The organism is Streptomyces sp. NBC_00457, from assembly GCF_036014015.1.
Lineage (GTDB): Bacteria > Actinomycetota > Actinomycetes > Streptomycetales > Streptomycetaceae > Streptomyces.
Genome location: NZ_CP107905.1, coordinates 9552886 through 9567058, shown reverse-complemented (window position 1 = coordinate 9567058; position 14173 = coordinate 9552886). Strand labels below are relative to the sequence as shown.

General features: G+C 71.5%; 12 protein-coding genes. 7 read left to right on the top strand and 5 right to left on the bottom strand.

The annotated features are described in order from the left end of the window. Window positions 1-42: 42 nt before the first annotated feature. Window positions 43-252: an Arc family DNA-binding protein gene (locus OG828_RS43625; protein WP_328369903.1), complete on the bottom strand. Its 210-nt coding sequence runs from the start codon at window positions 250-252 to the stop codon at window positions 43-45. Between the two features lie 28 nt (window positions 253-280). Here OG828_RS43625 and OG828_RS43620 point away from each other — a divergent pair, with 28 nt between their 5' ends. Continuing rightward, window positions 281-1726, top strand: coding sequence for an RNA-guided endonuclease InsQ/TnpB family protein (locus OG828_RS43620; RefSeq protein WP_328504292.1), 1446 nt, complete (start codon window positions 281-283; stop codon window positions 1724-1726). Beyond that, window positions 1723-2790, top strand: a complete 1068-nt coding sequence (locus tag OG828_RS43615) for an O-antigen ligase family protein (RefSeq protein WP_328504291.1) — start codon at window positions 1723-1725, stop codon at window positions 2788-2790. The genes OG828_RS43620 and OG828_RS43615 overlap by 4 nt, the downstream gene beginning before the upstream one ends. 29 nt (window positions 2791-2819) lie before the next feature. Here OG828_RS43615 and OG828_RS43610 read toward each other — a convergent pair whose 3' ends face one another. Continuing rightward, window positions 2820-3368 carry a hypothetical protein gene (locus tag OG828_RS43610; protein ID WP_328369897.1) on the bottom strand — a complete coding sequence of 183 codons (549 nt, stop codon included), beginning with the start codon at window positions 3366-3368 and terminating at the stop codon, window positions 2820-2822. A gap of 106 nt (window positions 3369-3474) precedes the next feature. Continuing rightward, window positions 3475-4260 (bottom strand): glutamate racemase, encoded by a 786-nt coding sequence (locus OG828_RS43605; RefSeq protein WP_210578647.1) that lies wholly within the window; start codon window positions 4258-4260, stop codon window positions 3475-3477. Window positions 4261-4317: 57 nt separating this feature from the next. Between OG828_RS43605 and OG828_RS43600 the strand changes: the two genes are divergently transcribed. Continuing rightward, window positions 4318-5493, top strand: a complete 1176-nt coding sequence (locus OG828_RS43600) for a glycosyltransferase (RefSeq protein ID WP_328504290.1) — start codon at window positions 4318-4320, stop codon at window positions 5491-5493. Window positions 5494-5500: 7 nt separating this feature from the next. On the opposite strand, the gene OG828_RS43595 is transcribed toward OG828_RS43600, so the two are convergent. After that, window positions 5501-6745 (bottom strand): TerD family protein, encoded by a 1245-nt coding sequence (locus tag OG828_RS43595; RefSeq protein ID WP_328369890.1) that lies wholly within the window; start codon window positions 6743-6745, stop codon window positions 5501-5503. 304 nt (window positions 6746-7049) lie between these two features. On the opposite strand from OG828_RS43595, the gene OG828_RS43590 reads away from it, so the two are divergent. The 4 genes from OG828_RS43590 to OG828_RS43575 all read left to right on the top strand — a co-directional run bounded on the left by OG828_RS43590 (window position 7050) and on the right by OG828_RS43575 (window position 11747). Then, entirely contained in the window at window positions 7050-7487 is a 438-nt protein-coding gene (locus OG828_RS43590; protein WP_210578656.1) for a DUF6643 family protein, read from the top strand. 42 nt (window positions 7488-7529) lie between these two features. After that, the gene (locus OG828_RS43585) at window positions 7530-8363 is read left to right on the top strand and encodes an MOSC domain-containing protein (protein ID WP_328369885.1); all 834 of its coding nucleotides are present in this window, start codon (window positions 7530-7532) and stop codon (window positions 8361-8363) included. A gap of 178 nt (window positions 8364-8541) precedes the next feature. Continuing rightward, window positions 8542-9147: an Rv1733c family protein gene (locus OG828_RS43580; RefSeq protein WP_328369883.1), complete on the top strand. Its 606-nt coding sequence runs from the start codon at window positions 8542-8544 to the stop codon at window positions 9145-9147. A gap of 164 nt (window positions 9148-9311) precedes the next feature. After that, on the top strand, window positions 9312-11747 hold the full coding sequence (locus OG828_RS43575; RefSeq protein WP_328504289.1) for a right-handed parallel beta-helix repeat-containing protein: 2436 nt from the start codon (window positions 9312-9314) through the stop codon (window positions 11745-11747). On the opposite strand, the gene OG828_RS43570 is transcribed toward OG828_RS43575, so the two are convergent. After that, a complete protein-coding gene (locus tag OG828_RS43570) occupies window positions 11717-14062 on the bottom strand; it encodes a hypothetical protein (RefSeq protein WP_328504288.1) in 2346 nt (781 codons plus the stop codon). The genes OG828_RS43575 and OG828_RS43570 overlap by 31 nt on opposite strands. Window positions 14063-14173: the final 111 nt, after the last annotated feature.

Below are 14173 nucleotides of genomic sequence, written 5' to 3'. Positions count from 1 at the left end.
CAACTCATCCACCTCGCTTTCCGGGCAGGGTGCGCGGTCCCTTCAGGGCCGGGGTGAATGCCCGCTCCCGCGTAGCGGGGCAGAGATGGAGGTGGTCGAATCGCCGCCAGGGTGATTCGGCGTCCCACCCGACTCGACAGCTCGTCGCACGAGGTGCAGCAACTCCGAGTTCACGGAGCGCTCTTCGGATGCGGCGAGTTCCTTGAGCTTGTCGTACAGGTCATCGGGGATACGGAAGTTGAAGACTGCCATGGGGTCACCGTAGCCCTAGGATGGGGTCATGGCGAGATTCCGGATGTACCCAACGAGCGAGCAGGAAAAGCAGATGCACATGCACTGCGCGCACGCCCGGTACGTGTGGAACCTCGCCGTTGAGCAGCACTCGCACTGGCGCAGGTGGCGCACGTCGGCACCTGGCTTCGCGCAGCAGTGCCGTCAGCTCACCGAGGCCCGGCGGGAGAACGAGTGGCTGGGTGCCGGGAACGCGGACGTGCAGCAGCAGGCGCTCAAGGACTTCGCCAAGGCCAAGAACGCCAAGTTCACGTCTGGGTTCGGTGAGCCGACCTGGCGCAAGAGGTTCCGTCACGAAGGCTTTCGTGTCATCGGCACCGACCGTGTACCCGAGTACAACGAAGACGGCTCGCCCAAGCTCAATACGAAGACGGGTAAGCAGGTCATGGGCCGGTCCGTGGTGGTGCAGAAGCTGAACCGCCGCTGGGCGCAAGTCAGGGTGCCCGGCTGTGGCTGGGTCAGGTTCCGCCTCAGCGTCAAGGGAAACGGCGCGAAGCTGCCCGACGCGAAGACGTTCCGGGTCACCTTCCGCAACGGGCAGTGGCACATCGCCTTCGCAGTCATCCCTGAGCCGGTCCCGGCGCCGGGCACGGGTGAGGTCATCGGCATCGACCGGGGCGTGAAGATCACCGCCGCGCTGTCGGACGGCCGGAAGCTGAACTGCCCGCAGCTCACCCTCAAGGAGCGGGCGCAGATCCGCAAGCACGAGCGACGCGCAGCACGGGCGAAGAAGAACAGCCCGCAGAAGGCAGCCGAGTACGCGAAGGTCGCCAAGCTCAAGGCGCGGGAGGCGAACCGACGTAAGGACTGGTGCGAGAAGACCAGCACCACGCTCGCCCGCTCGTACGACCTGATCCGGTTCGAGAAGCTGAACATCAAGAACATGACCCGCTCCGCGAAGGGAACCATCGAGCAGCCCGGCAAGAACGTGGCGCAGAAGTCCGGCCTGAACCGTTCAATCCTCGCCGAAGGCTGGGGCCTGCTCCGGCAGCGCACCGAAGACAAAGCCCCCGGCCGGGTCGAAGACGTACCAGCCCCCTACACCAGTCTGCGGTGCAGCGCCTGCGGATGGATCGACAAGAACTCGCGCAAGAGCCAAGCCGAGTTCGTCTGTTCCTCCTGCGGCTTCACCTGCAACGCGGACACCAACGCAGCAACCAACGTCGCGGCAGGACAGGGCGGGATCCCCCGCCCCCGGCGAGCAGCCGGTGCCGGAGGGGTGACAGCGGCCACCAGCCGATCGAGCGCCCGTGAACCTCAACCCGCATGGGTTGGAATCCCCCTCTTTTACGAGGAGGAGGATGTCAAAAATCGTTCATCAGCCGTTACGGTGTGCCGGAGCCCCTGTCGTGCGACCGCTCAGGTCGGGACGGCTGGGGTACGTCACAGGTCGGGGGACCGGGTTCGGGGGGCGGGGTGGGTTCCACGGGCATGACGTCTGCGGCCGGTCCGGAGGAGGGCGGCGACAGACGAAACGTTTCGGACGCGGCGGGTGTCGCGGCGCTCGGGGCCTGCGCGGTCTGGTCGTTGATCACAGCGACGGTGCATGGCGGCCGTCCCGAGGGTGTGCTGCTTGCCATCCTGGCGGTGGCGGCCGGCTATGCCGCGGGGCGGATCTGCGGGGCGCTCCTGCCGGTCGCCGCGCCGAGTGCCGCGGCACTGGCCGGACTGGCCTTGACGGTGGCCGTTCCACATCTGGCGCCGGGGCCCGAGATCGTCGCGCCGCTCGGCCACGCCGGCGCCACCGCCGCGGTGCTGATCCTGTCCGCCGGCTCCGCGTGCTGCGCGGCGTGGGCCGCGTCGGCTCCGCCGCTGCGGCTCGCCCTGCGCGGGCTGGCCGCCGGGATCGCGGTGACCGCGGCCGTCCTCGGCTCGACCACCGGTTTCGTCCTCTGTGTGGCGGTGCTGCTGTGTTCGCTCGCCGCGGGCCGCATGCAGCGCCGCGGCTTGGGCATCGCAGGGCTGGGCCTGGTGACGGTCCTGGTGACGGGGCTTCCCTGGGCGGTGGCCGGAAACGCGGTCCCGAACGGGTTCGCCGTATACCTGGAGGGTCAGCTGACCCGGCACCGGATCGAGCTGTGGCACGACGCCCTGCACATGGTCCGCGAGGACGCGGCCGTGGGCGTCGGCCCGGGGCGTTTCGGTGAGCTCAGCACGACGGCCACCCAGACGCTGCTGTCCGACGGCAAACCCCACTCCGCCCCGCTGCAGCAGGCCGCCGAACAGGGCGTCGTCGGCGTGGTCCTGCTGGCGGTGGTCTTCGGCTGGGTGCTGTACGCCCTGTGGCGCACTCCCCGCTCCAGTCCGGTCGCGCTCACCGCGGGCGCCGCACTGACCGCGCTGGCGGCGATCGCCGCGGTCGGCAACGCGTTGAGCTTCACCACCGTGTCCGTGGGCGCCGGCCTGCTGGCGGGCCTGGCCACGGCACGCCCGCTCACCGACGAGCCACCTCAGCGGACCTGGGACACCCGCCCGCGCGGCGACCGCCTGACGCCATGACGCCGAGGAACAGTCCGCGCGCGTGAGGTTCAGTGCACCGGTCCGGGCGCGTTCGGCCGCAGCCGGGCGCGAATGGCTCGTACGGCGGCCTCCGCGTCGTCGACTGTGATGGTGAACGTGTGGCCGTCCCACAGCCGCAGCACCACGCCCTCGCCGCGCCGTACGACGACCGCGGTGCCCTTCTCGGGCCGCCAGCGGTATCCCCAGCCGCCCCAGTGCCGCGGGGTGATCTGCGGGTCGAAGTCGGCGCCGGCGACATGGGCGAGTGGAATGCGGCGACGGGGCACGCCCATGTGCCCGCAGCGGACCTCGACGCACTCTTTGTCGAGCTTCAGATCGACGTGGACGAAGGCCAGGGTGCCGAAGAGAACCAGCAGTCCCGCGGCGATACAGCCGACGACGGCCATGACGAGCGGAGCGATACCCGATGTCCATGCCGAGTCGACGGCGAGCTCGATACCGAGCGCCATGCAGCCCGCCCCGACGAGCGCCAGCAGCCACTGGAACCGGTTCGTGGCACGTCCGGTCCAGACGTCGGGGTGGTGCGGGGCGTGCGCATCACGGGGGTGGTCCCTCATGGCTATGAGGTTACCTAGGTTTCGCTCCGCGGGTACCGCGTTGCACAGGGTGACTGCGCCAGGCGGACGTCCGCTGGAGTATTGGCGTCTGTTTTGTGCCGGTCGGTCACCGGGCGGGGCTGATCGCCTGGAGCTGCCGGCCCTCCTCGTAGGCCAGGGCGGGCGTGGGCAGCGCGCCCTCGCGTCCGCTCAGCAGCACCGTCAGGGTGCCGTTCGCGGCGGCATCCGGGGCGGGCAGCTCGCCGATCCGGCGCAGCGCCTGGGCGGCGACCGCTCCGGCGGAACCGTGCAGGACGAGCGGCGGGCGGCCGGGGCGTTGCACGGCGGTGCGGATGCGTTCGGCGACCAGTTCGTAATGGGTGCAGCCCAGGACGACGGTCGTTACATCGTCGGGGGTCAGCGCGGCGGCCGCGGCGACGGCGGCGGTGATGGCGGCCTCGTCCGCGTGTTCCACGGCCTCGGCCAGGCCGGGGCAGGGCACCTCGGTGACCGTCACACCGTCGGCGAAGTCCCGGATCAGACCGCGCTGGTAGGGGCTGCCGGTGGTGGCCGGCGTCGCCCAGATCGCGAAGGGGCCGCCACCGGCCGCGGCCGGTTTGATCGCCGGGACGGTGCCGATGACCGGAATGCCGGGTTCGAGGAGGGCGCGCAGGGTGGTCAGCGCGTGGACGGTCGCGGTGTTGCAGCCGACGATCAGGGCGTCGGGCCGGTGGGCGGCGGCCGCCTCGGCGACGGCGACGGCGCGCTCCGTGAGGTCCTCGGTGGTCCTGGGGCCCCAGGGCATGCCGTCCGGGTCGAGGGAGAGGACGAGATCTGCGTCGGGTCGCAGACGCCGTACCGCGGCGGTGGCCGCCAGCAGACCGATTCCGGAGTCCATGAGCGCGATCTTCACCCGGCCACGATAGACGATGAGCCGTATGGCACCGGAGCGGTGGGGCAGACTGCGCGGGTGAGTGCCATCGCGTGGACCGCCGCCCTATCACTGGTTGCCTGGCTGTGGCTGCTGCTGGGCCAGGGCTTCTTCTGGCGTACGGACGTACGTCTGCCGTCGCGTCGCGAACCGGGCGCCTGGCCCGCTGTCTGTGTCGTCGTCCCGGCCCGGGACGAGGCGGCCGTACTGCCCGAGAGTCTGCCGTCGCTGCTCGCCCAGGACTATCCGGGGCGGGCGGAGGTGTTCCTGATCGACGACGGCAGCACGGACGGCACCGGGGAGTTGGCCCGGGCGCTGTCCCGACGGCACGGCGGGCTGCCGCTGACCGTCTCCTCGCCGGGTGAGCCGCCCGCGGGCTGGACCGGCAAGCTGTGGGCGGTGCGCCACGGCATCGGCCTGGCACGCGCGCGTGACCCCGAGTATCTGCTGCTCACGGACGCCGACATCGCCCATGCCCCGGACAGCCTGCGGGAGTTGGTCGCGGCAGCGCACGCCGGAGGTTTCGACGTGGTCTCCCAGATGGCCCGGCTGCGGGTGGCGAGTGCGTGGGAGCGGCTCGTCGTGCCCGCCTTCGTGTACTTCTTCGCCCAGTTGTATCCCTTCCGCCGGATCGGCAAGAAGGGGTCGCGGACGGCGGCCGCGGCGGGCGGCTGTGTGCTGCTGCGGGCCGAGGTGGCCGAGCGGGCCCGGATCCCGGACGCCATCCGGCACGCCGTCATCGACGATGTGGCACTCGCGCGTGCCGTCAAGGACGGCGGAGGTCATATCTGGCTGGGGCTGGCGGAGCGGGTGGACAGCGTGCGCCCGTATCCGCGGCTGCACGATCTGTGGCGGATGGTCTCGCGCAGTGCGTATGCGCAGTTGAGGCACAATCCGCTGCTGCTCGCCGGTACGGTCGCGGGGCTCGCGCTGGTCTATCTGGTGCCGCCTGCGGCCCTGGTCTGGGGCCTGGCCGCAGGCGATGCGGGCGCCGCGGGTGCCGGTGCCCTCGCGTGGCTGCTGATGACGGGGACGTACATCCCGATACTCCGTTACTACCGGCAGCCCCTGTGGCTCGCGCCGCTGCTGCCGCTCACCGCGTTCCTGTATCTGCTCATGACGGTCGATTCCGCGGTCCAGCATTACCGGGGGCGCGGCGCGGCCTGGAAGGGGCGCACCTACGCACGTCCGGGCGCCGTCCCCGACGAGGGCTGAAGCCCGGTCACTTCCTTCCGGGCGTCCAGTTCATGCCCCATCCGTAGGCGTAGTCGACCGTCCGCTGCGGGCTGACCCCGCGCTCCGGCACCAGGTAGCGAGCCTCGCGCTGGACGACCAGGTCGCTGCCGGTGTTCGTGATGAGGACGAGGGCGCACACCGTCGAGGGGACGGTGCACTCGTCGAGCGAGAAGTCGATCGGGGCGCCGTGCTGCGGAGTGAGGGTGACCGTGGCGTGCAGGTCGGCGAAGGAGCGCGCGCCCTCGTAGACGGTCACGAAGATGAGGATGCGCCGAAAGGCCTCTTTGTGGTCGAGGTTGACGGTGAGGTTCTCGCCACTGGCCATGGCGCCGGTGCGGTCGTCGGCGTCGAGGTGGATGAAGGGGGGCTGGTGCAGCGCGCCGAAGGCGTTTCCCAGGGCCTGGACGACTCCCTTGCTGCCATCGGTGAGTTCGTACAGCGCGCACAGGTCGAGGTCGAGGTCGGAGTGCATGGCGACGGCACGGCCCAGCTTGCTGGCCCAGCCGGAGAACTGCTTGCGCACCTCCCAGTTGAGGTTCACACGCATCGCGCCCGAGGTGCCGCCCTGCTTGGTCAGCGACACCGAGGGCGACGCCTTGGTCAGCGTCACTTTGCTGAGGCTGACCGGTGCCGCGGGGGGCGCCGCAGGAGGGGGTGGCGGCGTGGTCACCGGAGCCGCGACGGGCGCCGGCGGAGTGGAGGCGGCCTGCTGCGGCTCGTCGACCGTGATGCCGAAGTCCGTGGCGAGGCCCTCGAGCCCGCTGCCGTACCCCTGGCCGACGGCGCGGAACTTCCAGGCGCCCTGGCGGCGGTAGAACTCACCGAGCACGTAAGCGGTTTCTACCGTCGCGCCCGTGCTGTCGAAGCGGGCGACCACGGTGTTCTGGGCGGCATCGCGGACCTCGATGTAGAGGTCCGGCACCTGTCCGAACGTACCGCCGTCGACGGATGCGGCCAGGACCACCGTCTCGATCGCGGGCTCCACGCGCGCGAGGTCGACCAGGAGACTGTCGATCACCAGGCCGTCGGCGTCCCGCTTGCCTTCGTGGCGCACCGCGCCCGAGGAGTGCGCCGGCTGGTTGTAGAAGACGAAATCGGCGTCGGACCGGACCTTTCCGCCGACCAGCAGCAGTGCCGACGCGTCCGCGTCGGGCACTCCCGGGCCGGAACGCCGGCCCAATTCGACCCGCAGTGCTGTCGTCGGCACCGGAGCATTCGATCCTTTAGGCATTGACATGTCCGCCCCCATCACGAGTGACCGTGCCAGGTCGTCATGCCCCGGCAGCCCATTGGGTTCTGTCCTACTCGACCAACCTATTCTCCAGCACGGCGAACACCCATGAGGAGCCCAGGAAGATCGCTGTCCAACCGCCGGTAACCTGCGCGGAACTCGGCCTTTACGGGATCCGAGCCCTCACCACCGCCCCTTTTTGCCAAGTTCGCTCGCATTGGGGATCCCGCGTCACGGCCGACACGGAAAACAACCCTCTTATCGGTCTCCCCAACCAGCACATCGTGGGCTTAACTTATGTGCCATGACCTCCCCCCGCTCCACTTATGGCGGCGGCTACTACTCCGCCTCCTTCCCGGACACTCCGATCTACGACAAGCTCGTCGCCGAGCGGGGTACCCCGCAGATCGCACCGATCCGGGTCCCCGCGGCGTACGACATGCCGGGCAACCACCTGCCCGCGCTGCCGTCGGCGCTGCCGGCTCTCCCGGCCGCCCCGTCCCAGCCCTCCTACGGCTACCCGCAGGCGCAGCAGCCGGCTCCGCTGCAACAGGCACCCGCGGCCTACATCCCGCAGCAGGCCGGTGCGCCCCGCGGCTATCCCGGTCCGCAACAGCAGCAGCCGCGCCCGATGGCGCCCGGCACGGGCTACGAGGCGATGCGCCCTGCGGCTCCCCGGCCCAACCCTGCTCCGTACCAGGACCCGTACAACAACCAGCAGTACCGCGGCGGCGGCTACTGATCCTCCACCGGAGCTGTGGGGTCCGGCTGGCACGATGGCTCCATGGGGAACGCGCAGCTGCAGTCGATTCATGTTCATCCGGTCAAGTCGGTCCGGGGCCAGGCGCCCCGGGAGGCCGTCGTGGAGCCCTGGGGCCTGGCCGGAGACCGACGCTGGGCGCTGATCGACGACGGGGGAAAGGTCGTCACGCAACGCCGGCAGCCGCGCCTGTCGATGGCCGCCGCCGAGCTGGTGCCCGGCGGCGGCGTTCGGCTGTCCGCACCCGGTATGGATCCGTTGACGGTTCCCGTCCCGGAGCCCATCGGCGCGGTGACGATGGAGATCTTCCGCGACAAGGTCGACGCGTTCCCGGCCGCCGACGCGTCGGCGCACGCCTGGTGCAGTGACTATCTCGGCGCCGAAGTGCGCCTCGTGCACATGGACGCCCCGGCCACGCGCCGGCCCGTCGACCCCGAGTACGCGCTGCCGGGCGAGACCGTCACCTTCGCCGACGGCTATCCGCTGCTGCTCACCTCGGCCGCCTCGCTCGACGCCCTCAACTCCCTGATCGCCCAGGGCGATCACCAGGAGGAGGGCCCTCTGCCCATGAACCGCTTCCGGCCGAACGTGGTGGTGTCGGGCACCGCCGCCTGGGCCGAGGACGACTGGTCGCGCCTGGCCATCGGCGAGGTCGTCTTCCGGGTCGCCAAGAAGTGCGGGCGCTGCGTCGTGACCACCACCGACCAGGCCACCGCCGGACGCGGCAGCGAGCCCCTCCACACCCTCGGCCGGCACCGCCGCCTCGGCGGCAAGCTGGTTTTCGGTCAGAACCTGGTGCCCCAGTCCCGGGGCACGATCCGGGTCGGCGACCCGGTCAGGATCCTGGACCGACAGTGATCCGCTGTCGCCCGGCGGGCGGGAACTCGGCTCGGGGGGCGGCACGTTGGGATGGTGGGATTTCGTGAGAAGTTCATGAGAGGCCCGATCGGGGGTGATTTCGCTCTCTCTTTGACCGGGCCCCCGCGTGAACGGCTCAGCCGGGGGTTATCACGGAGCGGGAAGGGGGTGCGGGACCGTGCGAACCATCAGCGGACTCTGGCGCTGGCGGCACAACCCGCTGCGCCGCACGACCGATCTGGCCGAGGCCTGGGCCGCCCTGGTGGCCCTGCTGCTCATCCTGGTCGCCGCACCCGTGGCGGGTTGCGTGATCGGCGGTGTCGCTCAGGACGCGCTCCAGCAGTCGGTCCGGGACCAGCGCGAGTCGCGTCATCCGGTGACGGCGACCGTGGTGCGCGAGCTGAACGGCTCCGCGCTGGATACCGACCCCGAGACCTCGCCCGCGCGGGACACACGTAGTCGCGTCCTCGCCGACTGGACCGCCCCGGACGGCACCGCGCAGCACGGGCCGGTCACGGCCCAGCTCGAAGACCCGCAAGCGGGCGACCGTTTCATGCTCTGGACGGACGCCCACGGCCGCGTCATGGCCCGCCCCCTGGACTCCGCCACGGCGACGACGCACGCGGTCCTCGCCGGATTCGGCGCCACCCTGCTCACCGCGGGCCTGGTCGACGGCTCCAGGCGGCTGATCGTCTGGCGCATGGTCCGCCGCCGGTACGCCCGTTGGGACCAGGCCTGGGACCGGGCGGGCCCCGACTGGGGCCGGACCGGCACCGGCAGTTGACGGCCTTCCGGCTCTGGTCAACCCACTGCCTGCGCGCACGCTACGGTGGACCGGCCGAACTCTCTTCGGCGTCAACCCGCGCGCGAGCGAGCCGCAGGGGCGGCTGAAGCGCCCCGAAGGCGAACGAGCCATCAGTACGACCGAGGTGGGGGCACAGCAACGCCATGGCACAGGGCACGGTCCAGGTGACGCACACCGGCACATCGCGGTGGCGCCGCCGCACGGGTGAGTACGCATCGCTCGCCGCCGCCCTGGAGGCCGCGACCGACGGCGATGTCCTCACTGTCGCTCCAGGCACCTACCGGGAGAACCTCGTGGTGCAGCGGGCGGTGACCCTGCGTGGCCCTGAGGGCTCCCCCGGCTCCGTCCGCATCGCGCCCCTGGACGGTGTGCCGTTGACCGTGCGTGCCTCCGCGGTCGTCCAGGACCTGCATGTGGAGGGCCAGGACGCGGCCGCGCCCGCGCTGCTCGTCGAGGAAGGCGCACCCGAGCTGTCGGACGTGCGGATCGTCACACGGTCCGCGGCCGGCATCGAAGTACGCGGCGGCGCCCGGCCGACGGTGCGGCGCTGCACCGTCGACAACCCGGCCGGCATCGGCATCGCCGTACTCGACGGCGGGGGCGGGGTGTTCGAGGAGTGCGAGGTCGTCTCGGCCGGCCAGTCCGGGGTCGCGGTGCGCGGGGGCGCCCATCCGCGTCTGGAGCGCTGCCGCGTCCACCACACGTCGGGCGCGGGCCTGACGGCGACCGGGGAGAACTCGGCGCTGGAGGCCGTGGGCTGCGAGGTGTACGAGGTCCGCGGCAGCGGCGTGCAGATCACCGGCCGGGCCACGGCACATCTCACCGACTGCGATGTGCACCGCACCACCGCCGACGGGGTCACCCTCGACACGGACGCCGTGCTCACCCTGGCCGACTGCCGCATCCATGACATCCCGGAGAACGCGGTCGACCTGCGCTCGCGCTCCGTACTGACGCTGACCCGCACGACGGTGCGTCAGTTCGGCCGCAACGGCCTGTCGGTGTGGGACCCGGGCACCCGCGTGGACGCCAACCAGTGCGAGATCTTCGACAGCACCGGCGACTATCCCGCGGTGTGGGTCAGCGACGGCGCCACCGCGGTCCTCGACTCCTGCCGGGTGCACGACGTACCGGACGCGCTGTTCGTCCTGGACCGCGGCTCCCGCGCGGACGTCGTCGACAGCGACATCTCCCAGGTGCGCAACACGGCCGTGTCGGTGAGTGACGGCGCGACCGCGCAACTCGACGACTGCCGTATCCGGGACGCGGCGACGGGCGCCTGGTTCCGTGACCACGGCAGCGGCGGCACCCTCAACGGCTGCACGCTGGACGGCATGCAGACCGGCGTGATCGTCACCAAGGGCGCCGACCCCACCATCGAGCGGTGCACGGTCGACTCCCCCGCGGAAGCCGGTTTCTATGTGTCGGCGGGCGGTCGTGGCAGCTTCCTGAACTGCCGGGTGACGGGCAGCGGCGGCTACGGCTTCCATGTGATCGACGGCTGCCGTACGACGCTGAAGAAGTGCCGTACGGAGCGGTGTGCGCGCGGCGGGTACGAGTTCGCCGACGGCGGCCCGGACGCGGCCGCTACCGGTCCGGTCGTGGAGGACTGCAGCAGCGACGAGAGCGGGGGCTTCAAGCCGCCTGCGGCGCGCGAGACGGTGGTGCAGACGGTCAGTCAGTCGCCGGGTCTGCTGGGCGCGATCCCGGGGCAGCGCACCACCGAGCAGGAGCCGCTGGTCGCCGCCACCCAGCCCGAGAAGCCGACGCGGACCTCGAAGGCCGTCCTCGGTGAACTCGACGCGCTGGTCGGCCTGGACAGCGTCAAGCGCGAAGTGCGGGCGCTGACCGACATGATCGAGGTGGGCCGGCGCCGCCAGCAGGCGGGCCTCAAGGCCGCGTCCGTCAAGCGCCACTTGGTCTTCACCGGCTCCCCCGGCACCGGCAAGACGACGGTGGCCCGTCTGTACGGCGAGATCCTGGCCTCGCTCGGCGTGCTGGAGAAGGGTCATCTCGTCGAGGTGTCCCGCGTCGATCTGGTCGGCGAGCACATCGGCTCCACGGCGATCCGCACCCAGGAGGCCTTCGACAAGGCGCGCGGCGGCGTGTTGTTCATCGACGAGGCGTACGCGCTGTCGCCTCAGGACTCGGGCCGGGACTTCGGCAAGGAGGCCATCGACACGCTGGTGAAGCTGATGGAGGACCACCGGGACGCGGTCGTGGTGATCGTCGCGGGCTATACGGCCGAGATGGAACGCTTCCTGTCCGTCAACCCGGGCGTGGCCTCCCGCTTCTCGCGGACCATCACCTTCAGCGACTACAACCCCGAAGAACTCCTGCGCATCGTGGAGCAGCAGGCCGAGGAGCACGAGTACCGGCTGGCAGCGGGCGCCTCGGAAGCCCTGCTGAAGTACTTCACCGCGATCCCCAAGGGGCCCGCGTTCGGCAACGGCCGTACCGCCCGCCAGACCTTCGAGGCGATGGTGGAGCGGCACGCGAGCCGGGTCGCGCAGTTCGAGGAGCCGAGCACGGACGATCTGACGCTGCTCTACGCCGAGGATCTGCCCGACTCACCCTGACCCTCCTCGCCCTCCCGGCGCGGTCCGGGCAGCTCCGGCCGCAGCCGGGCCAGCAGCCGCTCGCGTTCCTCCGCGAACGCCGGGTCGGCCTGGTAGTCGGAGTGGCCGAGGATGGGGGCGGGCAGCGGATGTGTGTCCGTGCGGCCGTAGGCGAGGGGGTCCTCCAGGGCGTCGCGGTCCACCTCGGGGCCGCAGTCGCCGGCGAGGCCCACCGGGCCGCCGATCGGGTCGGTGAGGCGGTAGAGGTTGCGCCAGCAGTCGACGTCGTGGTGCAGGGAGCTGAGGGCGGCCGGGCCGAAGTGGGCCGGGAACCAGCGGCCGTAGAGGCGCTCGAGCGGGGAGCCGTACGTCAGCAGGGCGACTCGCTTGCGTGCGGACGGGGTGAGCTGCCAGGCCGCCGCGGCGGCGAGCACGCTGCCCTGGGAGTGGCCGGAGATGACCAGTCGTCCGCCGGTGGCACGGGTCCAGGTCGCGATGCGCCAGGTCAGGTCGGGCACGGCCCGCTCGGCGTAGCAGGGCGGGGCGAAGGGGTGGGCGGCGCGCGGCCAGAAGGTGCCGACGTCCCACAGGATGCCGATGGTGCGCCGGGCGGAGGCGTCCTTGTAGGCGCGTCGGCCCCAGGTGACGAACAGTATGAAGCCGAGGCTGATCAGCCAGGAGCCCAGTGCCTGGGCCGTTTCGGCGGCGCCGTGGAGGAAGGGGTGCGTCGAGCCGGTGGCCTTGCTCGGCACCTTGTCGGACACCATGGCGCCCACGAGTGCCCCGGCGCCCAGGAGCAGCGTCGTGGTGGAGATGACGGCCACGAGGAGCGGGGCGCGGTCGGTGAGTGTGGCCATGGCGCGGGTGTTCGCGATACGGCGGGTGCGGGTGGGGTCCTGCGGGTCGCCCGGCTGGTCGGTGCGCACGGCACCCAGTTCGGCGCGGCACAGCCGCCAGGTCCGCCATGCCAGCGCGCCGCAGAACACCAGCAGGACGACGAGCAGCGGCGGGATCACGGACGACTGCCAGGTCAGCAGGACCGGCGGACCGGGGATGGACGCGCGCGTGCCGTCCAGCCAGTCCGCCACCCGCTGCGCGAGGCCGCCGGACATCACCCCGCCCAGTGCGCAGGCCAGCATCGCGACGGCGGGTCCACCGAAGCCGTACATCGCGGCGCGGGGGTCGGGGTGGGTGCGGTACAGCAGGTGGGCGACCACGGCCAGGACGATGACGAGCAGGCCCTGGAGCAGGGCGATGCCGCCGAAGGTCGCGTCGCCCGGCAGCCGGCCGTCCGACTCCCAGCCCTGGCGTTCCCACCCGGCGTACACCATGGCGAGCACGAGCAGGACGAGCGAGGCGAGCGGCAGCCGTCGTACGAGGTGCTCGTCGAGCTCCTGATCGAGGCGGTTCTCGCTGCGGCCCCGGCGGCAGATCACCCACACGACGGCGAGTGCGCCCGCGACGAGCACCCCGACCAGGAGCCACCCCAGCGTGTCGAGCAGTGCGGGGCCGCCGGGCCCGCGATCGAAACGGGCCGCCGACGTGCCGACCGCCGCGGCGACCGTCAGCAGGCCAGCCGCGGTGTGCGCGGCCCGCAGCCGGGCCACCAGGCGCCGCCCGTACCAGAAGCCGGGCCGACCCAGGGCGGTGCGACTGGTGTCCTCGTCGGGCTCGACGGTGCGGACCATCGGCTGCTGGGACTCGTACGCGCTCCAGGTACGGCGCGAGAGGTACCACAGCAGGCCGGTCAGCGCGGCGGGCACCACGGCGGCGAGCGCGAGCCGACGGCCCGGCAGGCTCCACCAGCCGCCGGCCTCCGGTGACAGGAAGCCCAGCCAGGAGTGCCGTTCGGCGCACGCGGACCTGCCCGCGCACTGCCATGCCGTCAGGTCGAGGGCGACCTCGCACGCGGCCGCGACGAGCAGCACCGTCAGCGTCAGTCCGGTGAGCCGCACCAGCAGCCCGTACAGCCGTACCGTGCGGTCGCGGCCCCGGGCCCTGGGCCGCATCCAGTGGGCAAGGTTGACCACCATGAACGGCAGTAACAGCAGCCACAGGGCGCGGGCGCTGTTGCCGGAGGTGAGGTTGCACCAGACGTAGGCCTCGGGCACCGGTTCGTCGCGGTGGTCGCGGGGACCGGTCTCCGCGTCGGCGTCGTCGGCGCGGCGGAAGACGGCCGCCGTGTCGTCGCCGGTGATCCGCACCGTCCGCGGATCGTCCAGCATCTTCTCGGGCGTGGCGCCACCGACGCCGTGGACCAGCAGTTCCAGGGCGATGCCTGGTTCTCCGGGCTTCTGGGCGGGTCCGTCCGCCCCCTCGGACAAGACACGTTCCACTGTTCTCGCACTTCCCCCGTGACGCGCCGTCGGCTTCTGTCCGTGCGGGCGTAAGGATCTCCGCTCCGCGGGGACCGCACACCTGTTGTCACCGAATCTCCCCGATCCGGG